Origin of the sequence: Streptomyces sp. NPDC088124, from assembly GCF_040685895.1 — a bacterium.
In the GTDB taxonomy this organism is placed as follows: Bacteria; Actinomycetota; Actinomycetes; order Streptomycetales; family Streptomycetaceae; genus Streptomyces.
Window position 1 is genome coordinate 140,899 of sequence record NZ_JBFBJB010000017.1, and the last position, 21,927, is coordinate 162,825.

Genomic DNA, 21,927 nt, shown 5'->3' on the forward strand with positions numbered 1-21,927 from the left:
CCATGAGCGACGGGGCGAGCGGCAGACGGGTCATCGACGGGCGGTTCGAGCTGGAGGCGCGGCTCGGCGGTGGCGGGATGGGGACGGTGTGGCGGGCGCGGGATCTGGTGCTGGACCGGGCCGTCGCGCTGAAGGAGGTGCGGCCGCTCGATCCGGATCTCGCCGAGTACGACCCGGAGGCCGCGCGGCTGCTGCGGGCCCGGGTGTTGCGGGAGGCCCGTGCCCTGGCGCGGGTCGACCATCCCAACGTCGTGACCATCCACCATGTCGTGGACGGCGCCGAACACCCCTACCCGTGGCTCGTGATGGAGCTGGTGACCGGCGGGACGCTGCACGACCGGCTGGCCCGGGGGCCGATGGACCCCGTCGAGGTGGCCGGGCTGGGGCGGGAGGTGCTGGCCGCGCTGCGGGCGGCGCACGGAGCGGGTATCCAGCACCGGGATGTGAAGCCCCCGAACGTGCTGCTGCGGCCGGACGGGCGCCCCGTTCTCACCGACTTCGGTATCGCCGCCATCCGTGAGGCGACCGCGCTGACCCCGACCGGGTCCATCATCGGCACCCCCGACTACATGGCCCCCGAGCGGATCAGCGGGGAGGACGGCGGGCCCGGCTCCGACCTGTGGTCGCTGGCGATGATGCTGTACGTGGCCGTGGAGGGCCGGCATCCACTGCGGAAGGGCTCGACGCTGGCCACGCTCGCCGCCGTACTCAGCGAGCCCCTGCCCCCGCCCGCCAAGGCCGGGCCGCTGACCGGCGTGCTGAACGCCGTGCTCGTACGGGATCCGGCCGAGCGGCCGGACGCGGAGACCATGGACGGCATGCTCGCCGCCGTGGCGGGCGGGACGGCGACCCCCGCCTCCGGCCCCGCCCCCGCCGAGGCGTCGGCGGCCCCGGAGGGAGTTGGCTCCGGGGCATCCGCCACCACGTCGTACCACCTGAGCCCGCCACGGACCACGCCCCAGGACGCCGTACCGCCGGAGCCGGAGCCCGGGACAGCTCCCGAGCCAGGCACGGCCCCGGGTGGTGGGCGGTCGCGGGCGGGGCGGCGGGTCGCGGTCGGCGCCTCGCTCCTCGGTACGGCGCTGGCGGGCGTGCTGCTGTGGACGTCGCTGCCCGGCATCGGCGACGTGACCACGTGGTGGGACGAGCCCGGCTCGTCCGGGGAGCCCGGAGCCTCGCGGTCGGCGGACGCGTCCGCCTCGGCGGGTTCCGCGCGGGGGGAGCGGCCGGAGGAGGCGAAGGACCTGCTGACCACGGCCGGCGTCCGTACGGCGGTCAAGGCGCTCAAGGCGGAGATGGGCACCGACCAGGTGGCCAACTTCTCCGCGTACCCGGACTTCATCACCGTGCAGGGCATGGTCAAGGGCAGCGACACGCGGTACGACATGTACACCTACCGCGTGGGCGAGGGCGTGACCAAGGGCCCGGCCAGTGGGGCACTCATGGGCGGTCAACTGCCGTTCAGCATCGACGCGTTCGACTGGGACGCGATCCCCGCGCTGCTGAAGAGGGCGGAGAAGGACCTGAACGTGGAGCAGCCGACCTCGCGCTATCTCCTGGTCAAGCCGCCGAACTCGCTCCTCGGATCCTCCGCCGGCCTGATGCTCTATCTGTCGGACGCGTACGGCGGCGGGCGTCTGGAGGCGGACAGCAAGGGCAAGGTCACGCGGGTGTACCCGGCGGCGGACTGAGGTGAGGACGCCGGCGGGAGCGCCCCGGCGGGAGAACGGAGGGTGGACGCAGTGATCGGGACCGTGTTCCGGAGTGAGGACGTGCCGCCGGTGACAGGTTCGACTGCTGGCGGGAACTGATCGGCCGAACGCGCACCAGTGACGCGGTCAGTCCCCATGTCTCCGACTTCCGGGCGGAGATACGGCTGATGGAGCTGGGGCCGGTGACCGTCTGGCCGGCGTCGTTCCTGCCGACGCGTTACCGGCGGAGCCCGAAGATGGTGCGCCGGTCGGACCCCGAGCTGTACCACCTGACGCTGCGCCTCGACGGCGAACCGGCGCTCGACCGCGCCGGGCGGACCGACGCGTACGGCCCCCGGGACCTGCACGTGATCGACAGTTCGCAGCCGTACGACGTCCGGTCGGCGAACGAACGGGAGTGCCGCGCCGTCAGAGGAGTGGGCGTCGACTTCCCCAGGGCGCTGCTGCCCCTGCCGCCGGACCGGGTGGGGGAGCTGCCGGGACGGGGACTGTCGGGGCGGGACGGGATGGGCGCCCTGCTCGCGGAGTTCCTCATCGGGCTGGAGTGGCAGGCCGACACCCTCAGCCCGTCCGACGGGCCGCGCCTGGGCACGGTCGTACTCGACCTGACGGCGGCGTGGCTGGCGCAGGTGCTGGACGCCGAGACCGGTGCTGCCGCAGGAATCCCGGCAGCAGGCGCTGGCCGAGCGGATCCGGGCGTTCATCGAGCGGAACCTGCACGACCCGGAGTTGAAGCCGCCGGTGATCGCCGCCGCGCACCACATCTCGCTCAGCTATCTGCACCGGATCTTCGACAGCGGTCGCCGGGCGTGACGGTCGCGTCCTGGATCCGCGACAGGCGGCTGGAGTACTAGCCGCAGGACGCGCCGCACCGCACAGGCAAGACGGGACCCGCATCACTCAACCTTCGATGACAATGCTCAACCTTCGCTGTGAGAGGTCACTGGACTTGCTCCGTCTTGGCTCCAGCGCTCCGGCGCCGGGGGCCGACTCGTTGCTCGGAGGGGGCAGCGGCGACATCTCCCCAGCTGGCGATCAACAACTTCGGTCACAAGCCATCGACAAACGCTGTCGCTTGAAGCGAGCAGAGCCACCCGCCGTGGCGGAGACCGCCAGGCCAACCGCGCGCTGCACACAATCGTGCTGGTTCGCATGCGCCACGATCCGCGCACCCGCGACTACGTAGCACAACGCATCCAAGAAGGACTCGAGACGAAGGACATCTTCAGATGTCTCAAGCGTTTCGTCGCGCGCGAGGTTTACCACCACCTCACCAGCGCATTCAGCGGTGCACCTCGGCTGTCTCCCACAGCTTGACGAGCTACAGAAGCTTCAGCGTCAGCTACTCAGATGGCACCGGTGGCCAGCCCCCGGGGGTGAGGCGACGCCCGGGCCCGCCCCGTCGCCTGGTGCGAACGAGGAGGCCCGAGCGCAGGGCGCCTTCAAGGACAGACACCCGACCGGCCCTTGGCGCGACTTGATGTCGGACCGATACCAGCAGTTATATCAAATCTCACTCAATCGGGGCCTGCCACCTTCTCCGGGACCCCGCTCCGCACCTCAATTCCTGGACCGATCGACCACCCAATAATCGTTACAGATGGGTAAATAAGGGCACGTAACTGAGGGAGTTCGATCCCGTTGACCTCTTCCGGTGATCGCAAGAGCCTTGCTCGATGTGAACACGTTTGATAAAACGTCTGTCACGTTGCCATGCCATTACGCCTACCTGAAACGGGCGGCCCCAGCGGATCCGCGATCGGAAGCCGCCTCGTGGTCCCCGCTCACGGCCGTGCGTGAGGCGGAGAAGGCCCATCCCCCAAAGACGTGAGGTGCCCTTCGTGTTCTCTCCATGCGTTCCATCCGGCCCCGTGCAGCCCTTCCCGTCCAGCGGCGAACCCAGTGGCCGCAACTTCGCGGAAAGGATGGACGACTGTGCACAGCCTTGTCCTCGCCGCTGACGGACCCATCGCTCAGGTCGGCCACGGCACGCTGTTCATCGCAGCCGGCACCGGCGTGGCCGCCGTGATCCTGCTGATCACCGTCGTGAAGATGCACCCCTTCATAGCGCTGCTGCTCGGCGCTTCGTACATCGGTTTGACCTCTGGTCTGGGTGCGACCGGAACCCTGGAGGCCTTTACCGAGTCCTTCGGCTCGACCATGGCCGACGTCGGCATCCTCGTGGCCCTCGGCGCTATGCTCGGAAAGCTCCTGGCCGGCAGCGGCGGCGCGGACCTGATCGTGGACTCGGTGCTTGCCCGGGTGTCCAAACCGATGCTGCCGTGGGCGATGGCCGGTCTCTCCTTCCTTCTCGGCTTGCCGCTGTTCTTCGAGGTCGGCGTCGTCTTGATCATCCCCATAGCCCTGCTGGCGGCCAAGCGGACCGGTTCCTCCCCCGTGCTCGTGGCGCTACCGGCGCTCACGGCGCTTTCTTTGCTCAACGGGTTTCTGGTGCCGCACCCGGGACCGCTCGTCGCGGTCTCGGGACTGGGCGCCGACCTCGGGCTGGCCCTGGCCATCGGCATCGTGATCGCCATCCCGACCATCGCGATCGGCGGCCCTCTGTTCGCCCGGCTGGTCGCGCCGTCCATCTCGGCGAACCCGCCCGTGTCCCTCGTACCTGACCTGGAGAAGCCGGGCCGGGAAGACATCCGCAAGCCGAGGCTCTGGGCCACACTGGCGACACTCCTCATGCCGGTGCTGCTCATGCTGTTCCACGCCGTAATGGAGTTCGTCCTGCCGGAGGAACATCCGGTGCGGCAGGTGTCCGCCATTCTCGGAGCCCCGGTGGTGGCCCTGCTCGCCGGTCTGCTCTTGGGCATGCTCACTCTCGGGCGCGGCACCGGCATGTCCCGCACGGCTATCGGGTCCGTCACCGGTTCCGGACTGCCCGGCATCGCCGGGGTGCTCGTGGTGCTGGGCGCCGGCGGCGGCCTCAAGGGCGTCCTCGTGGAATCCGGGATCGGTGGAGCGATCGGTTCGCTCGCCGAGCAACTGGGCATTCCCATAGTCCTGTTGGCCTGGTTGATCACCGCGGTGGTGCGGATCGCGGTTGGTTCGGGCACCGTCGCCATCGTCACCTCGGTAGGTCTGCTGGCCCCGATCGCGGGCGAGATGGGAAGCCTTGAGGCCACGCTGCTGATGCTCGCCATCGGCGCCGGGTCCCGCTTCCTCTCCCACGTCAACGACGCCGGGTTCTGGCTGGTGAAGGAGTACCTCGGCATCAGCGTCAAGGACACCTTCAAGTCCTGGTCCGCCATGGACTGCATCATCTCGGTCGTCGCCCTCGGCTTCGTCCTGCTCGCGCAGGCCGTCCTGCTCTGACCCGGCCGGGCTCCCCTCCGCCCCAGCGGGATATGTCACAGAAAGGATTCATCAAATGTCGTACGAGGCCTCGACGCCCCCGAAGGCACCGGAGCGTTCACGGACACCGGAGAGCGCGGAACCCCTGCAGGACCGGGAGGCCGCAACGTCACCGGCCGACGGGCCGCTGCACGGCGTGAGGGTCGTCGACGCGGCGACCATCTACGCGGGTCCCATGCTCGCCACACTGCTGGGCGACTTCGGCGCCGACGTCGTCAAGGTGGAACACCCGAAGGGGGACGGACTGCGCACCTGGGAGTGGCGCAAGGACGGCGAGTCGCTGTGGTGGGCCGTGGCCGGCCGGAACAAACGCGGGGTCTCGTTCTCCCTGTCCGATCCACGCGGCGCCGAAATCCTGCTGCGGCTCCTCGCGGACGCCGACGTGTTCGTGGAGAACTTTCGCCCCGGCACGCTGGAGAAGTGGGGGCTCGGTCCTGAGCGACTCCACGAGGTCAATCCCCGGCTCGTCATCACCCGGGTCTCCGGTTTCGGGCAGACCGGGCCGTACCGGACTCGTCCGGGCTTCGGCACCCTCGCGGAAGCCATGTCGGGTTTCGCCGACACCAATGGGCCCGCCGACGGACCGCCCGTCCTGCCTCAGTGGCCGCTCGCCGACGGTGTCGCGGCGCTGGCCGGTGCCTTTGCCACGATGACCGCGTTGCGGCACGCGGAACGCACGGGTGAGGGCCAGGTCGTCGACCTGTCCATCTACGAGCCGCTCTTCTGGATCCTCGGCGCGCAGGTGTCCGCCCACGACCAACTGGGCGTCGTCCCCGAACGGCAGGGCAGCCGGACCGGTTTCAACGTGCCGCGGGAGTGCTACGGCACGCGTGACGGCAAGTGGGTGGCGCTCTCCGGCGCCACCGCCGGAACCGGGCAGCGCATCATGAGGGCCGTCGGCCGTGACGATCTGGCGGACGCCCCCTGGTTTGGCGACATCAAGGGGCGGCTCGCCCACCGCGACGAGATAGATGAGGCCATCGCGGTGTGGGTGCGCGGGCGCGACCAGCGGGACGTGCTGCAGCGGTTCGAGGCGGTGGGCGCCACGGTCGGCCCGGTGTACACGTTCGCCGACGTCATCGCGGACCCACACTTCAATGAACGGGGCACCATCACCTCAGTCGACCATCCGGTCCTCGGCCCGCTGCGGATGCAGGGGCTCATCGCCAACCTAATGGGTACGCCGGGCAGCATCCGCCGCGTCGGCCCGCAGGTCGGGGAGCACAACCACGAGATCCTCGTCGAGCAGCTCGGCTACAGCGCGCCGGACCTCGAACGACTGCAGGCCGACGGGATTGTCGGAGCCGCAGCCCCGCGCACAGCCCGTGCCCCGGATTCCCGAGACACCAAGAGTCAGCCCTGAAACCACCCCGTCCCGTCAACCACCGCAGCACATGGCTCTCCCTGAACGACAACGGAGGCACCACCACATGACCAGTGCCAAGACCCGGACAGAACGCGCGCGCAGGATGCGTGTGCTGTTGTTCGTCCCCGGGGACCGCCCGGACCGCATCGCCAAGGCGGCGGCAGGCGGCGCCACGGCCGTCGCCGTGGACCTGGAGGACTCCGTCGCGCTGTCCCGCAAGGATCACGTCCGCCAGGACACGGCGCGGACCGTCGCCGCGCTCCCGCCGGACGGGGCGCTGCTCACGGTGCGGATCAACTCCGTTGCCAGTGGGCTCGCTGAGCAGGACGTACGGGCCCTGACCCCGGTGCTCGGCCGCCTCTCGGCGTTGATTCTACCGATGTGCGACAGCGCGGCGGATGTACGGCGGGTGGCCGCGCTGCTGGACGCGGCCGAGGCGGAGGCCGGTCTTGAGCCCGGCTGCGTGGGCATCGTTCCGCTGATCGAGTCGGCACGCGGCGTACTCGAAGCGGCCTTCATAGCGGCTGGCGATGCCCGGGTGATCACACTGACGTTCGGTCCGGCGGACTTGTCCCGGGAACTGGGCGTGACCCCAACCGCCACTGGCACGGAACTCCTCGCCGCCCGTTCGACGGTCGTCCTTGCCGCCGCGGCGGCCGGTCTGCCCCACCCGATCGATGGGCCGTTCCTGGACCTGGAGGACGACGAGGGGCTCCGGGTATCGGCCGAACGCGCCCGTGCCATCGGCTTCGGCGGCAAGCAGATCATCCACCCCCGGCAACTCAATCCAGTGGCAGCCGCGTTCGTCCCGACTGCGGAGGAAATCGACTGGGCGCGGCGGGTGGACGAGGCGTTCACCGCGGCCGAGGAGCGGGGCGTCGCCTCGATCCGTCTCGCGGACGGGACCTTCGTCGACTATCCGGTCGCCTCGCGTGCGCGCGCGCTCCTCGCCGCTGCTGGAGCCGGTCATGAGTGACCTCCCCCGCGTCGTGGTGACCCGGGCGCTGCCCGGACCCGCCCTCGCGCTTCTCGCGGATCTCGCTGACGTCTGGGTCTCCCCGCACGACCGGCCGCTCACCGCCGCCGAACTCCAGGAGGCCGTGGTCGGCGCCACAGCGGTCGTGAGCACGCTCAACGACCGGATGGACGACGCGGCGCTGGCTGCGGCCGGCCCCTCCCTCAGGCTCGTGGCCAACACCGCGACCGGATACGACAACATCGACCTGGGGGCCGCCGCCGGGCACGAGGTGGCGGTGACGAACACCCCGGGCGTCCTGGTGGCCGCCACCGCCGATCTGACCATGGCCCTCGTCCTGGACGTCACCCGGCGGGTGAGCGAGGGTGACCGGCTGATCCGCTCCGGCACCCCGTGGGCCTGGGACATCGGCTTCATGCTGGGCAGCGCGTTGCAGGGCAAACGGCTCGGAGTCGTGGGCATGGGTGCCATCGGCAGGGCCGTGGCCGACCGTGCGAGGGCTTTCGGGATGGACGTGGTCCACCATGCCCGCTCCCAGCCCGACATCGAGGGTGCCAGTCGGCGTGTCGCTCTCGACGAGCTGCTGACCACCAGCGACGTCGTCTCCCTGCACTGCCCACTGACCTCCCAGACCCGCCATCTGATCGACGCGGAACGGCTGAGGCGCATGAAGCCGACAGCGTTCCTTGTCAACACCGCGCGCGGTCCCGTCGTGGACGAAGGCGCTCTCGTCGACGCCCTGCGCGACGGCACCATCGCCGGGGCCGCGCTGGACGTCTACGAGGACGAACCCCTTGTACACCCGGGACTGCTGGGTCTGGACAACGTGGTCCTCGCTCCTCATCTCGGTTCGGCGACCACCGAGACCCGCGGAGCCATGGCCGACCTCGCCGTCCGCAACGTCGTCGAGCTGCTCGCCGGGCGGGAGGTCCTCACCCCAGTGCTGATAGCGTCCGCGTAGACACGCGAGGTGTGTAGCCGGTACGAGAGGGGGCCTGGTGGCGCAGCGGGAGGAGACGACTTCGCCGACGAAAGCGGAGGCGGCCTTCAACGCCATCCGGCGCCGGATCGAGACGGGTGACCTCCCCGGCGGTGCCAAGCTCACACTTCAAGCACTCTCCGACGAACTGGGGATGAGTCTCACCCCGATCAGGGAAGCGCTCAGGGTGCTCCAGGCGCACGGACTGGTCGAGTACAAGCCGCACCATGGTCATATCGTGACCCGGTACACCTTGTTCCGCGCGAGCGAGGTGTACCGGCTGCGCGCCCACTTGGAGCCTCTGGCAGTCGAACTGGCCGCGCAGCGGGCAACCGAGGAGGAACTCCGCGAGATACAGGACCTGCACGACCAGTTCGCGGAAGCCGCGAAGGCGCGGGGAGGCAGCAATTCGGCCGTGGTCGAACTCAACGCCCGCTGGCACCGGGCCATCTACGCGACCGCCCGCTCCGCCTTCCTGGAGGACTTCATCGACCGGCTCTGGACCGGCATGCCGTACCAGGCCATCTGGTTCATCCACCGCCGCCAGCAATCCTGCGTCGACCACGAGGCCGTAACGACGGCGCTGGTCGACCGCAACGACGCGTTGGCGTCGACCGCGATGCGCCTGCACATCCTCCGTGCCGAGCAGGCCACAGTGGAACATCTGCGAGCCATCGGCGCACCGGAGGCATAGTGCTCCAGCAGGATTTCGCGCGCCCGACTCGCGACGGGCTGTGCGATCCTCCGCTCGGGAGCGGAATGGTCAGAGCAACTCAGTTGTCCGATGTCCCTGACGTGCAGCCAGTTGAGCGTCGTTCCGACGGTGGCCCTGACCTGCGGAAACGTGGAAGTCCTGCTGAAGTACCAGGTCCTGTCCGGCGGATCATGTGACTGGTTCAGTGACGGATCGACGCCAAGATCGTGGCGCTTGGAGCAGCTGCCCGACAGGCACGCGAATTGTCGGACGTGGCGCATCGCATCGTGCGGCTGCTGGTGGAAGAAGAGGGGTTCCGCACCCTTGCCCCGGAGGGCGACGACACCCTGAATGGGCTGCCCGGTGGAGCATTCCGGAGACGCCGGCTCTGCCACGCAGATATGCACTGATCCGCCGGACAGGCCCTGGACGAGTCATTCCGAAGTCCCGTCTGCGGGGAGGTGTCAGGTGCGCACATCCGCGGCGTTGTCGTCACTCATCCCCAAGGTCTCGGTTTCGCTCGACCAGGGGAGACCCCATCCGCTCCCGCGTCGCCTCCCTCCTCCGCCTTGCGGCTGCGCTCGGTATCCGAAGGAAAATTCAGTGCGCCGAGACGGAGCGAGCGAAGCGAGCGCAGTGCACCGGACGCCGCTCCTTGACGGGCAAACCTTGCCGGTCGCGGCACTGGAGAACCCCCTGCTGCGCACCGCCCCGATCCATGCCGTCGCCGCACGCTGGGGCATCCCGCGCGCCTCCGGCCTCAGCCGCGCCTTCCGGGCCGCCTACGGAGTCTCGCCCCGGGAATACCGGCTCCGGGCACGGTCCGTTCCGGTGTAGACCCAACGCTAAGAATCTGTGGACGGAGTGCGGACACGGCCGGACCGTATCCGGGCATGCTTGAGGTGCGGGGGACGGTACGGGGGCCGCTGACGCCGAGGGAGCGAACTGCACGGGGGGCAGTTCGCCGCCTCGGCGCCCGGCGCCGTCGGGTCCGTCGGGATCCGCCGGTGCGGTGACGGGGATCAGCCGAACGGGATCCGGACCACCGACTGGTTGCCGATGCCGAGGGTGCTCGCCCCGTTGCCGATGGCGTTCCAGACCTCGACGCGGACCTTGCCGTTGACGAGGTTGCCGTGGCTCCCGGTGGACGACTTGAGGCCGCGCGCCTGCGTGTAGTGCTCGTAGCCGGCGACCGGATCGGTCGCGAAGTACTGGTACGTCTCGGTACGGTCCCATGTGCCGTCGCCCGTACGGTCGTAACTCACCCGCACCTGCTGCCCGTTGGCGACTGACGTGCCCGCGTCCACGAAGAGGTCGAACTGGGTGGCGCCGCCGTTGTACGTACGGGTGATGGCGCCGGAGGTGAAGACCTGCGGATTGGTCACCGTGCCGTCGTGGTTGGCGCCGCCCGCCGAGGCGAGTGCGACCGACGCGGCGGAGCCGGTGGAGTCGCCGAGGGCGCCGCCCGTACGCGCGTACAGCGTCGAGGAGCCGGTCGGCGGGTCGGGGTCGGAGCTGCCGCCCCGGGTCCAGACGGCCACGTAGTCGACGAGCATCGGGCGGCCGGGGACGGTCGCGGCGGTCGGGGTCGGGCCGCCGAGCGCGTCGGGGAACGCGCCGCCGATCGCGACGTTGAGGAGGATGAAGTACCCGGCGTGGTCGGTCATGTTGGACCAGCTGGTGGCGTCCATCTGGTTCTGGCTCACGGTGTGGTAGAGCTGGTCGTCGACGTACCAGCGCAGTTGGTTCGGGGTGACCGAGCGGTCCCACTCGAAGCGGTAGGTGTGGAAGGCGGACTGGCAACTCGCCCCCGGGCAGGCCCTGCTGGCGCCGATGCCGGTCGTCTCGCCGCACGGGCCACCGGGGTTCACTCCGCAGTGCAGCACGCCCCAGACCGAGTTGAGGCCGTTGACGTTCTCCATGATGTCGAACTCGCCGATGCCCGGCCAGTTCCAGTAGTTGCCCCGGTACGGGGCGCCGAGCGCCCAGAACGCGGGCCAGTAGCCGCTGGCCGCCGCGCCGGTCACGTTCGGCATCTGGATGCGACCCTCCATGCGCAGCAGACCGCCCGCCGGGGCCTTGAAGTCGGCGCGCCGGGTCTCGATCCGGCCCGAGGTCCAGTTGCCCGCGCCGTCCCGCAGGGGCGTGATGCGGAGGTTGCCGCTGCCGTCGAGGCTGAGGTTGTCGGTGTTCGCGGTGTAGTTCTGGATCTCGCCGGTGCCCCAGTTCGCCGGGCCCCCCGGGTAACTGTGACCGGTGTCGGTCTGCCAGTTGGCGGCGGAGGGCGGGGTGCCGGCCGCGCCGTCGAAGTCGTCGCCCCACTGGAGGGTCCAGTCGGGAGCGGGCGGGATGGCGCCCTGGGCGGTGCCGGTGCCGGTGACGCCGACGAAGCCCGCGAGGGCGAGGGTGAGGGCGACGAGGGTGGCGAGGACGGGGGTGCGGTGTCTGCGTCTGACGGGGTTCGTACGGCTCGTTCTCAAGGAAACACCTCCGGTGCGGATGGTGCCGGGGAAGGACGGAGAGACGATCGAGAGAGGGACCGTGGATCCAGAGCGTGCTGAGAGCGCTCTCAGCACGGTCTCAGTACGACTTGTAACGGGGCACCGGCAGATCGTCAATGGGGCGGGGGGCCCTTCGCTCCCCACGCTTCCCTGCGGGCTTTGCCTTGACGTCGGCGTCAAGGATTACCGTCGACGGCATGCGCATCGGTGAGCTGGCGAAGCGGGCCGGGACGACCACCCGGGCCCTGCGGTACTACGAGTCGCGCGGGCTGCTGCCCGCCCGGCGCGCGGTGAACGGGTACCGCGCGTACGACGAGGCCGACCTGCGGCTCCTGCGGCAGATCAGGACGCTCCAGGACGTCGGGTTCGACCTGGAGGAGACCCGGCCGTTCGTCGAGTGCCTGCGCGCCGGGCATCCGGCCGGGGACTCCTGCCCCGCCTCGCTCGCGGTCTACCGGCGCAAGCTCACCGAACTGGACGGACTGATCGACCAGCTCGTCTCCGTACGGGCCCGGGTCGGGGAGCAGCTCGACCGGGCCGAGGCGGCCCGCGCCGGTCTCGCCGCCGAGGCGGAACGGCCGGACGGCCCCGGGCCGGGGTGCGAGCTGACGGACGCGCTGAACCACGGACGTACATCTCACGAAGGGGCAGGGAAATGACCAAAGCGGTAGGTGCCAGGGCCACGGGTGTCGATGAAGTGACGGACGCGGAGTTCGACGCGGAGGTGCTCGGCGCCGAGCTGCCCGTCCTGGTGGAGTTCACGGCCGACTGGTGCCCGCCGTGCCGGCAGCTCGCGCCCGTGCTGAGCGCCGTGGCCGAGGAGGAGCGGGGCCGGCTCAGGGTCGTACAGATCGATGTGGACACCAACCCGGTGGTCACGGCGCGGTACGGCGTGCTCGCCATGCCGACGCTCATCCTGTTCCGCGCGGGCGAGCCCGTACGGTCGACGGTCGGCGCGCGCCCGAAGCGCAGGCTGCTGGAAGAGCTCGCGGACGCGCTGCGCTGAACGCGGGCGCGCGGGGGACGACTTCGGGCAGGCCCTCCGGCGCGATCCGGGCGGGATTCGGGCCCGACTTCGGGCGGGGCCGACGGTATGGTGCCGTCGGCCCCTTGTGCGTCTTATGCGTTCCACCGGACGCGTTCCACCGGTGTGCGCGGGCGTGTTGGGCGGCCGCCTGATTAAGTGATGGTTACGAGGCTTCAGTTGCGGCCGAACCTCCCTTGACGTGCCCCGATAAGAGCCTCCACACTCCTCCTCATGAACGGTCAGCAATCCACGGAAACGGGCATCCGCCGTGCTGCCCGCTGAGCGACATCGCCGTATCTGTGAGGCGTTGCGCGCACAGCGGATCGTCTCCACGGAGGACTTCTCCCGCATGCTGGACGTCTCCCAGGAGACGGTCCGCCGGGACCTGGTCACCCTCGAACGCCGTGGCCTGCTGGTGCGGGTGCACGGCGGGGCGACCAATACCGCGGGCGGGTTCGGCGAGGAAGCGCCGTTCGACGAGCGGTCCGGGATGGAGCGGCAGGCCAAGGTGGCCATCGGGGCCGCCGCGGCGGCGCTGGTACGCCCGGGCCAGACCGTGGTGATCGACATCGGCACGACGGCGGTGGAGGTCGCCCGCGCCCTCCCCGCCGACCACCGCGGCACCGTCGCCACCTGTTCGCTGCTGGTCGCCGCCGAACTGGCCGGCCGCCCTCATGTCGAGGTGCTGGTCAGCGGCGGCCGTCTGCGTGGGGGCGATCTCGCCTGCTCGAACGCGCAGGCGCTGGCGTTCTTCGCGGATCTCCGCGCCGATGTGGCGTTCCTGGGCTCCGGCGGGGTGGACGCGTCGGCCGGGCTGACGGACTTCCATCTCGACGAGGTGGCCACCCGGCGGCTGATGCTCGCCAACACCGTCCGCTCGTACATCCTCGCGGACTCCAGCAAGTTCGGCCGGGTCGCGCCGCACCGTGTCTGCGGTCTGGAGGACGTCGACGGACTGATCACCGACGCCCGCCCCTCCTCGACGCTGGAGTCGGGGATGGAACGCTCGGGTGGTGTGGTCGTCGTCGCGTAGGGCGGGACACGGAACGCCTCGCGACGCGCGACAGGTCGAACGCGTGGCGGCGACAACGGAAAAGGTGGTCGGGTGACGCGGCTACGTCACCCGACCATGACCGAAATCCCTACCTATCAACGCAAAGGAGTCGATCGTGCCCCAGTCTTCCACACCGGCGGAAAACGCGGCGGTTTCCCCGTCCGCCCCTGGCACATCCACAAGAAATGACGGAAAAGAGACCGCCCCGGGACCGGATACGGGCCACGCCACCGGCTACAAGCCGCAGTTCGCCCGTACGCTCAGCCGCTTCGAGTCGTTCGCCGTCGCCTTCTCCTTCATCTCCATCACCACCGGCCTCTTCACCACCTACGGCACCGTGTTGGGCTCGGCCGGCCCCGCCGGCATCTGGACCTGGCCGCTGGTCACCCTCGGCACGGTCCTCGTGGCCCTCGTGTACGGCATGCTCGCCAGCCGTATCCCGATCTCCGGCTACAGCTACCAGTGGGCCAGCCGGCTCGCCTCGCCCGTGCTGGGCTGGTGGTTCGGCTGGGTGTCGTTCGCGTTCCTCGCGATCGTCGTCGTCGCCGTCGACTACGGGCTCACCCAGGTCGCGCTCTTCCCGCTGCTCGACATCACGTACACCGCGACCGGCGGCGCCATCGGCACCGTGATCGTGCTGCTCCTCCAGATGTCGCTGATCATCTGGTCCACGCCCATCACCACCAAGGTCAACAACATGGCGGTCGGCGCCGAGGTGATCGCCATGGTCGGCCTGACCGTGCTGATCGCGGGCGCCGTCCTCTTCTTCGGCAAGGGCGACTGGAGCAACCTCGGCTCGTACGGCACGATCCCGGCGGACGGCTACTACGGCTTCCTCGGCCCGTTCATGCTCTCCGCGCTGCTCGGCGCCTTCACCCTCGTCGGCTGGGAGTCCGCGGCCAACCTCGCGGAGGAGACGCACAACCCGAAGAAGGTCGTCCCGCAGGCCATGGTCCGCGCCATCCTGCTCAGCGGCGGCATCGGCATGCTCTTCCTCATCGTGATCACCGCGGGCGTCGGCGACAATGTCGCCGCGCTCACCGCCGACTCGGCGCCCGTCGCCTCCATCATCGAGTCGACCGTCGGCAGCGCCGTGGCCACCGCCATGCTGGTCGTCGTCTGCATCGCCATCTTCGCCTGCGGCCTGGTCATCATGGTGAGCAACAGCCGCCTCGTGCACTCCATGGCCCGTGACGGACGGCTGCCGTTCTCCGAGACGCTGAGCCAGGTGCCGCGTCCCACCGGCGGCCCGACCTGGGCCACCCTGACCGTCGCCCTCGCGTCCGTCGCCATCGTCGCGGTCTTCTCCGGCAACGCCGACGCGCTGCCGCAACTCCTCGGCGCGGGCACGCTGATGCCCGCCATCCTGTACGCGGGAACGGTCACGCTCTTCATCTTCACGCGCCGGAAGTACACGCCCGCCCCGGACGACTTCCAGCTCGGCAAGTGGGAGAAGCCCGTCGTCGCGGGCGCGGTGATCTGGCTCGTCCTGGAACTCTGCATCTTCATGATCCCGTCCGACTTCCGGGGCGCCCAGCAGTACGCCCTGGCCACCCTGGTGGTCGGCGGTCTGCTCTTCGCGTCGGTCTGGTTCACCCGCCGCGAGAAGCTGGTGCAGCAGCCCAGCCTGGACGGTGAGGGGCTGATCGGCGACGAACTGCCCGCCGAGGGCGGCGCGAAGCCCGCCACGGAGGCCGACGCGCTGTGACCGTGCTCGCCATCGATCAGGGAACGTCGGGGACCAAGGCCCTCGTCGTCGACCCGGCGGACGGTGTCGTCGCCGTCGCCGAGGTGCCCGTCACCCCCGTCCACCTGCCCGGTGGCGGCGTGGAGCAGGACCCCGAGCAGTTGCTGGCCTCCGTCCTGGAAGCCGGCCGGCGCGCCGTCGACCAGGCCGGGGGCCGCCCCGTGCGGGCCGTCGCCCTCGCCAACCAGGGCGAGACGGTCCTCGCCTGGGACCGGCGCACCGGCCGGCCCCTCTCCCCGGCCGTCGTCTGGCAGGACCGCAGGTCGGAGGCGCTCTGCGCGGAGCGCGCCGACGCCAAGGAGTGGGTGGCGCGGCGTACGGGGCTGGTACTCGACCCGTACTTCTCCGCGCCCAAGATGACCTGGCTGCGCGAGAACATCACCCGCGACGGGGTGGTCACCACCACCGACACCTGGCTGGTGCACCAGCTCACCGGGGCCTTCGTCACCGACGCGTCGACCGCGAGCCGCTCGCTGCTCCTCGGTATCGACGCCGTCGACTGGGACCCCGAGCTGACCGCGCTGTTCGGGCTCGACGGGGAGGAACTGCCCCGTATCGTCGCGTGCGACGAGACCGTCGGTACGACGGACGCGTTCGGCGGGCAGCGGCTGCCGCTGGCCGGGCTGATCGTCGACCAGCAGGCCGCGCTCTTCGCGGAGGGCTGCCTCACCCCGGCCACGGCCAAGTGCACGTACGGCACCGGCGCCTTCCTCCTCGCCCACACCGGCGGTACCGCGCTCCGGTCCACCTCGGGTCTCACCTCGTCCGTGGCGTGGCGGGCGCGCGGCGGGACCCCGTACTGCGTGGACGGGCAGGTCTACACCGCCGCCTCCGCGGTGCGCTGGCTCCAGGACCTGGGCTTCGTCGCCGACGCGGCCGAACTCGACCAGGTGGCGGCGAGCGACGCGGCGGGCGTCCTGTGCGTACCGGCCCTCGCCGGGCTCGCCGCGCCCTGGTGGCGACCCGACGCCACGGCGTCGCTCACCGGTATGACACTCTCGACCCGGCGGGAACACCTCGTCACCGCCGTCCTCCAGGGCATCGCCGCCCAGGTCGCGGAGGTGGCCGGGCTGGTCGCCGCCGACCTGGGCGCCCCGCTGACCCGGCTGCGCGCGGACGGCGGACTCACCCGGTGCGCCACACTGATGCAGGCGCAGGCGGACCTCGCCCGGATGCCGGTCGACGTCTACTCGTCGCCGCACGCCACGGCGCTCGGCGCGGCGGCCATGGCGCGGCTGGCGATCGAGCCCGAACTCACCCTCGAACAGGCGGTACCGGAGTGGACGCCCGGCACCACCTACGAACCCCGCTGGTCCGAGGACCGGGCGCAGGACTTCCGTGCCCGCTGGCTGGCGGCGGTGGACGCGACAGCGCCGCCGCGGCCCGCAGGAGGAACCGCATGACACGCACGACCCGCACGACCGACCCGGCTCACACGACCGATCCGGCGCGCACCACCGACCCGACCCGCACGACGTCCCCGACCCGTACCGGCGAGGAGCACGGGCCGCCCCCCGAGGGCCCGTATGACGTCGCCGTCATCGGCGCCGGGGTCGTGGGCTCCGCCATCGCCCGCGAACTGGCGGGCCACGCCCTCTCCGTCGCGCTGCTCGACGCCCGCGACGACGTCGGCGACGGCACCAGCAAGGCCAACACCGCCATCCTGCACACGGGGTTCGACGCCAAGCCCGGCACCCTCGAATCCCGTCTGGTCCGGCGCGGCTACACCCTGCTCTCCGCGTACGCCGGGGCCACCGGCATCCCCGTCGAACGCACCGGCGCGCTCCTCGTCGCCTGGACGCCGGAGGAACTGGACGCACTCCCGGGGCTGCGCGAGAAGGCCGTCGCCAACGGTTACGAGCACTGCGAACCCGTCACCGCCGAGGAGGTCTACCGCCAGGTCCCGGCGCTCGGCCCCGGCGCGCTGGGCGGCCTCACCGTCCCCGACGAGTCCATCATCTGCACGTGGACGACCACCCTCGCGCTCGCCACCGACGCGCAGGCACGCGGCGCCCGGGTGCTCCTCGGCCACCGGGTGGAGTCCGTACGGCGGGAGCCGTCCGTACGGCGGGACCGGCCCGTACGGCGGAACGCCGCTGACGACGCGCACGGCGGTACGGGCCCGACGACCACGCTGCTCACCTCCCGCGGCCCCGTCACCGCCCGCTGGGTGGTCAACGCGGCGGGGCTCGGCGCCGATGTCCTGGACGGGCTCTTCGGCCACCGCCGGTTCACCGTCACCCCGCGCCGCGGCGAACTCCTCGTCTACGACAAGCAGGCCCGCCCGCTCGCCGACCGCATCGTGCTGCCGGTGCCCAGCAAGGTCGGCAAGGGCGTGCTGATCAGCCCCACCATCTACGGCAACGTCATGCTCGGCCCGACCGCCGAGGACCTGACCGACCGTACCGACACCGGCACCTCCGAGTCCGGCTTCGCCTTCCTCCTCGACAAGGGCGCCCGGCTGATGCCCACGCTCCTGGAGGAGGAGGTGACCGCCTCGTACGCGGGGCTGCGCGCCGCCGCCGACCACGGCGACTACCTGATCGAGCCGGACCCCGGGCAGCGCTATCTGCTGGTCGGCGGGATCCGCTCCACCGGCCTCACGGCGTCGCTCGCCATCGCGGAGTACGTACGGGGGGTCCTCGCCGAGGCCGGTCTCGCCCTGGAGCCGCGCGCCGACCTGCCGGGGCCGCCCGCGATGCCCAACCTGGGCGAGGCGTTCACCCGGCCGTACCAGGACGCCGCGCTCATCGCCAAGGACAGCGCGTACGGACGCGTCGTGTGCTTCTGCGAGCGGGTGACCGAGGGCGAGATCAGGGACGCCTTCCTCTCCCCGCTGCCGCCCGCCGGACTCGACGGGCTGCGGCGCCGCACCCGCGTGATGAACGGGCGCTGTCAGGGCTTCTACTGCGGGGCGCGCACGGAAGCCCTGCTCGCCGAGCGCGGCACCCCACGGCCGACGCAGGACCAGGAGACATCCGCATGACCACGCCCCTTCCCGGCGCCGGCGCCGGTTCCTCCGGTACGCCAGGTACATCCGGTACGCCCCACGCGTCCCGCACACCCCACGGGTCCGACGCGCTCACGGCCGCGCCGGTGGCGCCCGAGGTGCTCACCCCCGACGTCGTCATCGTCGGCGCGGGCCCGGCCGGACTCACCGCCGCCGCCGGTCTCGCTCCGCACCTCCCCGGCGGCGTACTCGTCCTGGACCGCGAACCGTCCGCCGGCGGCATCCCCCGCCACAGCGACCACACCGGTTACGGCATCCGTGACCTCAAGCGGTGCCTCACCGGCCCCGCGTACGCCCGTACACTCGTCGGCCGTGCCCAGCTGGCCGGCGCGGCGATCCGTACCGAGGCCACCGTCACGGGCTGGGCGGGGGACCGCTCGCTCGACGTGACCACGCCTCAGGGGCGGGTACGGGTCGACGCGCGCGCGGTCGTCCTCGCCACCGGCGCCCGGGAGCGGCCCCGCTCCGCGCGGCTCATCCCCGGGGACCGGCCCGCCGGTGTGTACACCACGGGGCAGCTCCAGAACCTCGTGCACCTGCACCACCGCGAGGTCGGCCGGCGGGCCGTCGTCGTCGGCGCGGAGCCGGTGAGCTGGTCCGCCGTGCTCACGCTGCGCGAGGCGGGCTGCCGTACGGCGCTGATGACCACCACGTACCCGACCCCCGACTCGTACGCGGCGTTCCACCTGCCGGGACGGGCGCTGCTGGGGGTGCCGGTGGCGACCGGCACCCGGGTCACCCGGATCATCGGGCACGGCAGGCTGCGGGCGGTCGAGATCGAGGAGATCGCCACCGGCCGGCGCCGTACCGTCGCCTGCGACACCCTGATCCTCACCGGTGACTGGATCCCCGACCACGAACTCGCCCGCTCCGCCGGGCTCGACCTCGACCCGGGGACGAAGGGGCCGCTGGTGGACACCGCGCTGCGGACCAGCCGCCCGGGGGTGTTCGCCGCCGGGAACCTGCTGCACGCGGTCGACACCGCCGACATCGCCGCGCTCGACGGGAGCCATGTCGCCCGGCAGGTACGGCTCTGGCTGGACGGGCTCGTGCCGGCCGCGGTCACCGTGCCGATCGTCGCCGACGAGCCGTTCCGCTGGGTGGCGCCCGGACTGCTGCGGGTCGGTGACCCGGCGCCGCCGCGCGGCCGTCTGCTGCTCTGGACGGACCGGCTGGTCCGGGCGCCCCGGGTGACGGTCCGGCAGGGCTCCCGCGTCCTCAACCAGCGGCTGGTGCCCTGGCCCGCGTCACCGGGGCGGGTGTTCCGGGTGCCGTGGAGCCTGCTGCGCGGCATCGACCCCCGGAACGGTCCCGTACGGATCGGACTCTGAGGGGGAGCGGACGCGACGCGCCCGGAGGGGGGCACGGGAACTCGGCGGGAGGGCACGGGAACGGGGAGCCGCGGCGCGCTACTTGATCAGTACGTTCGCGCCCACGATGAGGAAGCCGAGCAGCATGTCCACCCCGCCGGCCCGGCAGGACGACGCCCACCCGCTCCCCGCCGCCCGCGCTCCCCACAGCCCCCACCCGAACAGGGCGGCCGTGTTGAGGAACAGCGCCACATCGATCGCGGTGGCCTCGCTCCACCACGCGGCGTACGCGCCGAGCAGTACGGCCACCGTCGGGACCACGGCGGCCACCAGCGGCCACTCGGTCAGCACCGAGCGCGCGGTGCCGACGGTGACCGTGGTCTCGCCGGGCGCCCGGTGCGCGATGGCGTGTGCGTAACCGTGCGCCGCCGCCGAGGCGAGCGCCGCCAGCAGCACCCATACCGCGTCGTACCCGGGACTCGTCGGCCCGGTGTCGTGGCCCAGGGCCGCCACCAGCACGCTGGCGAGCACGGTCCCGTACACACCGCCGAACAGCAGCCGCTGCAGCGGCTCCCCGCGGCGCCGGGGCGGGAGCGGTCCGGGGGCTCTGGTGGACACGGGGCCGCCTCTCGAAGGGATCGCGGGACCGGGGAAAAACCGGGAAGAACCGGGAAGCCCGGGGAAAGCCGGGGAAGGGGGTGGATCATCCGCTTCGAGAGATGTAACCGCATGCGGCGCCGGTCGTCCGTCAGGCGCTCCAACCGGCCCGGAGTGCGGGCACAAAAATACCCCGGAACCGAATTGACGGCCGGGGTGCGAGTCTGGGTATATTGATTGTTTCCGTGTCTTGCGTGTGAACGGGAGGCGGGAATCAATTCACATTCACAAGAATCACCGTATCGAACGGGGGCTGAATTGTCAACCGACGAATCATCCGAGGAATTGCGGAACGAGCAGCAATTCGTCTCCCTCCTCTACGACCGGCTCGACACCCTGAGGGAGCAGGCCGAGTCGGCCATGGACGCGTCGATCGGCCAGGTCAGCACCGTACGGCAGGCCAGGGTCGAGCGGGACGTACGCGTCGCGGAGCACTCCGGCCGGCTGTCCACCCTGAATGCGGTCGAGTCCGGTCTGTGCTTCGGCCGGATCGATCTCCACGACCGGAACGATCTCCACGACGAGACGTCCGCCATGCCCGCCGGGTCCACCGCGACCGGGAATTCCCCCGACGCGTCCACCGTGACCCACCACATCGGACGCATCGGAATGCGCCGTGACGACGACGAGCGGACGCCGCTGCTGATCGACTGGCGGGCTCCCGTGGCGCGCCCCTTCTATCTCGCCACCGGACACACCCCGATGGGGCTGCGCCGCCGACGCCACATCACCACCCAGGGGCGCACGGTCACCGCGCTCCACGACGAGATCATGGATCTCAACGACACCACCCGCACCGGGTACGAGGACCCGGACGGCGACGCCGTCCTCCTCTCCGCGCTGAACTCCGCGCGTACGGGCCGGATGAGCGACATCGTCCAGACCATCCAGGCCGAGCAGGACCGCGTCATCCGCGCCCCGCACCGCGGCGTCCTCGTGGTGGAGGGCGGTCCCGGCACCGGCAAGACCGCCGTCGCTCTGCACCGCGCCGCGTACCTCCTCTACGCGCACCGCGAGCAGCTCGCCCGGCGCGCCGTGCTGATCGTCGGCCCGAACCCGGCCTTCCTCGGGTACATCGGCGAGGTGCTGCCCTCGCTCGGCGAGACCGGTGTGCTGCTGGCGACGACCGGGGAGCTGTTCCCCGGCGTACGCGCCACCGGTACGGACACCCCGGAGGCGGCCGAGGTCAAGGGCCGGGCCGGGATGGCGCGGGTCCTGGCCGAGGAGCTGCGCGACCGGCAGACCCTGCCGGACCCCGTCCTGGAGATCCGGCACGAGGAGCACGGCACGCTGCTGCTCGACCGGGACACGGCGTACGAGGCCAGGCAGCGCGCCCGGGACACCGGCCTGCCGCACAACCTGGCCCGGCCAACCTTCGCCTTCCGGATCATCGATGCGCTGACGGCCCAGCTGGCGGAGCGGATCGGCGCCGATCTGTTCGTACGAGCTGCGCGCGGTGGACTTCGTCAACGATCCGCAGGGCCCCGGGTGGCATCTCGACCGGAAGGTGTTCGACGGGCGGTTGCGGGAG

The 21,927-nt window shown here is 71.2% G+C and carries 16 protein-coding genes and 3 pseudogenes; 17 read left to right on the forward strand and 2 right to left on the reverse strand.

The annotated features are described in order from the left end of the window. The first annotated feature begins 2 nt into the window (after window positions 1-2). The 9 genes and pseudogenes from AB0P17_RS16540 to AB0P17_RS16580 form a co-directional block, all read left to right on the forward strand. The gene (locus tag AB0P17_RS16540; RefSeq protein WP_365811504.1) at window positions 3-1,691 is read left to right on the forward strand and encodes a serine/threonine-protein kinase; all 1,689 of its coding nucleotides are present in this window, start codon (window positions 3-5) and stop codon (window positions 1,689-1,691) included. 51 nt (window positions 1,692-1,742) lie between these two features. Beyond that, window positions 1,743-2,560, forward strand: a pseudogene (locus AB0P17_RS16545) (AraC family transcriptional regulator); the annotation flags it as partial. Window positions 2,561-2,810: 250 nt separating this feature from the next. Then, window positions 2,811-3,029: pseudogene (locus AB0P17_RS16550) on the forward strand (IS110 family transposase); the annotation flags it as partial. A gap of 618 nt (window positions 3,030-3,647) precedes the next feature. After that, window positions 3,648-5,036 carry a gluconate:H+ symporter gene (locus AB0P17_RS16555; protein WP_365811506.1) on the forward strand — a complete coding sequence of 463 codons (1,389 nt, stop codon included), beginning with the start codon at window positions 3,648-3,650 and terminating at the stop codon, window positions 5,034-5,036. 55 nt (window positions 5,037-5,091) lie between these two features. Beyond that, window positions 5,092-6,438, forward strand: coding sequence for a CoA transferase (locus AB0P17_RS16560; protein ID WP_365811508.1), 1,347 nt, complete (start codon window positions 5,092-5,094; stop codon window positions 6,436-6,438). A 67-nt stretch (window positions 6,439-6,505) separates the two neighbouring features. Continuing rightward, window positions 6,506-7,417, forward strand: a complete 912-nt coding sequence (locus AB0P17_RS16565; protein WP_365811510.1) for a CoA ester lyase — start codon at window positions 6,506-6,508, stop codon at window positions 7,415-7,417. Next, window positions 7,410-8,378 carry a D-glycerate dehydrogenase gene (locus AB0P17_RS16570; RefSeq protein WP_365811512.1) on the forward strand — a complete coding sequence of 323 codons (969 nt, stop codon included), beginning with the start codon at window positions 7,410-7,412 and terminating at the stop codon, window positions 8,376-8,378. The genes AB0P17_RS16565 and AB0P17_RS16570 overlap by 8 nt, the downstream gene beginning before the upstream one ends. A gap of 37 nt (window positions 8,379-8,415) precedes the next feature. Continuing rightward, the gene (locus tag AB0P17_RS16575) at window positions 8,416-9,090 is read left to right on the forward strand and encodes a GntR family transcriptional regulator (protein ID WP_365811514.1); all 675 of its coding nucleotides are present in this window, start codon (window positions 8,416-8,418) and stop codon (window positions 9,088-9,090) included. Between the two features lie 693 nt (window positions 9,091-9,783). After that, window positions 9,784-9,927 (forward strand): annotated as a pseudogene (locus AB0P17_RS16580) (AraC family transcriptional regulator); the annotation flags it as partial. Between the two features lie 185 nt (window positions 9,928-10,112). Here AB0P17_RS16580 and AB0P17_RS16585 read toward each other — a convergent pair. After that, window positions 10,113-11,570, reverse strand: a complete 1,458-nt coding sequence (locus AB0P17_RS16585; protein WP_365811516.1) for a glycoside hydrolase family 16 protein — start codon at window positions 11,568-11,570, stop codon at window positions 10,113-10,115. Between the two features lie 218 nt (window positions 11,571-11,788). Between AB0P17_RS16585 and AB0P17_RS16590 the strand changes: the two genes are divergently transcribed. From AB0P17_RS16590 to AB0P17_RS16620, 7 genes are all read left to right on the forward strand, one after another. Further along, window positions 11,789-12,250 carry a MerR family transcriptional regulator gene (locus AB0P17_RS16590; RefSeq protein WP_365811518.1) on the forward strand — a complete coding sequence of 154 codons (462 nt, stop codon included), beginning with the start codon at window positions 11,789-11,791 and terminating at the stop codon, window positions 12,248-12,250. Next, complete coding sequence (locus AB0P17_RS16595) at window positions 12,247-12,597, forward strand: thioredoxin domain-containing protein (protein ID WP_365811519.1); 351 nt, start codon at window positions 12,247-12,249, stop codon at window positions 12,595-12,597. The genes AB0P17_RS16590 and AB0P17_RS16595 overlap by 4 nt, the downstream gene beginning before the upstream one ends. Before the next feature lie 289 nt (window positions 12,598-12,886). Further along, on the forward strand, window positions 12,887-13,651 hold the full coding sequence (locus tag AB0P17_RS16600) for a DeoR/GlpR family DNA-binding transcription regulator (RefSeq protein WP_365811520.1): 765 nt from the start codon (window positions 12,887-12,889) through the stop codon (window positions 13,649-13,651). Window positions 13,652-13,787: 136 nt separating this feature from the next. Beyond that, window positions 13,788-15,380 (forward strand): amino acid permease, encoded by a 1,593-nt coding sequence (locus AB0P17_RS16605; protein ID WP_365811521.1) that lies wholly within the window; start codon window positions 13,788-13,790, stop codon window positions 15,378-15,380. Beyond that, window positions 15,377-16,822 (forward strand): FGGY family carbohydrate kinase, encoded by a 1,446-nt coding sequence (locus AB0P17_RS16610; protein WP_365811523.1) that lies wholly within the window; start codon window positions 15,377-15,379, stop codon window positions 16,820-16,822. Before AB0P17_RS16605 ends, AB0P17_RS16610 begins: the two co-directional genes overlap by 4 nt. Next, window positions 16,819-18,405, forward strand: a complete 1,587-nt coding sequence (locus AB0P17_RS16615; RefSeq protein WP_365811524.1) for an NAD(P)/FAD-dependent oxidoreductase — start codon at window positions 16,819-16,821, stop codon at window positions 18,403-18,405. Before AB0P17_RS16610 ends, AB0P17_RS16615 begins: the two co-directional genes overlap by 4 nt. Further along, entirely contained in the window at window positions 18,402-19,760 is a 1,359-nt protein-coding gene (locus AB0P17_RS16620; protein WP_365811526.1) for an FAD/NAD(P)-binding oxidoreductase, read from the forward strand. Before AB0P17_RS16615 ends, AB0P17_RS16620 begins: the two co-directional genes overlap by 4 nt. A gap of 78 nt (window positions 19,761-19,838) precedes the next feature. Here AB0P17_RS16620 and AB0P17_RS16625 read toward each other — a convergent pair whose 3' ends face one another. Further along, window positions 19,839-20,357, reverse strand: coding sequence for a hypothetical protein (locus tag AB0P17_RS16625; protein WP_365811528.1), 519 nt, complete (start codon window positions 20,355-20,357; stop codon window positions 19,839-19,841). 324 nt (window positions 20,358-20,681) lie between these two features. Between AB0P17_RS16625 and AB0P17_RS16630 the strand changes: the two genes are divergently transcribed. Then, on the forward strand, window positions 20,682-21,927 hold a 1,246-nt coding region (locus AB0P17_RS16630), incomplete at its 3' end, for a UvrD-helicase domain-containing protein (RefSeq protein WP_365811530.1).

Coding starts and splice junctions, on each gene's coding strand:
- AB0P17_RS16620 (WP_365811526.1), top strand. CDS start 18,402: ATGACCACGCCCCTTCCCGGCGCCGGCGCCGGTTCCTCCGGTACGCCA.
- AB0P17_RS16570 (WP_365811512.1), top strand. CDS start 7,410: ATGAGTGACCTCCCCCGCGTCGTGGTGACCCGGGCGCTGCCCGGACCC.
- AB0P17_RS16595 (WP_365811519.1), top strand. CDS start 12,247: ATGACCAAAGCGGTAGGTGCCAGGGCCACGGGTGTCGATGAAGTGACG.
- AB0P17_RS16540 (WP_365811504.1), top strand. CDS start 3: ATGAGCGACGGGGCGAGCGGCAGACGGGTCATCGACGGGCGGTTCGAG.
- AB0P17_RS16590 (WP_365811518.1), top strand. CDS start 11,789: ATGCGCATCGGTGAGCTGGCGAAGCGGGCCGGGACGACCACCCGGGCC.
- AB0P17_RS16565 (WP_365811510.1), top strand. CDS start 6,506: ATGACCAGTGCCAAGACCCGGACAGAACGCGCGCGCAGGATGCGTGTG.
- AB0P17_RS16615 (WP_365811524.1), top strand. CDS start 16,819: ATGACACGCACGACCCGCACGACCGACCCGGCTCACACGACCGATCCG.
- AB0P17_RS16560 (WP_365811508.1), top strand. CDS start 5,092: ATGTCGTACGAGGCCTCGACGCCCCCGAAGGCACCGGAGCGTTCACGG.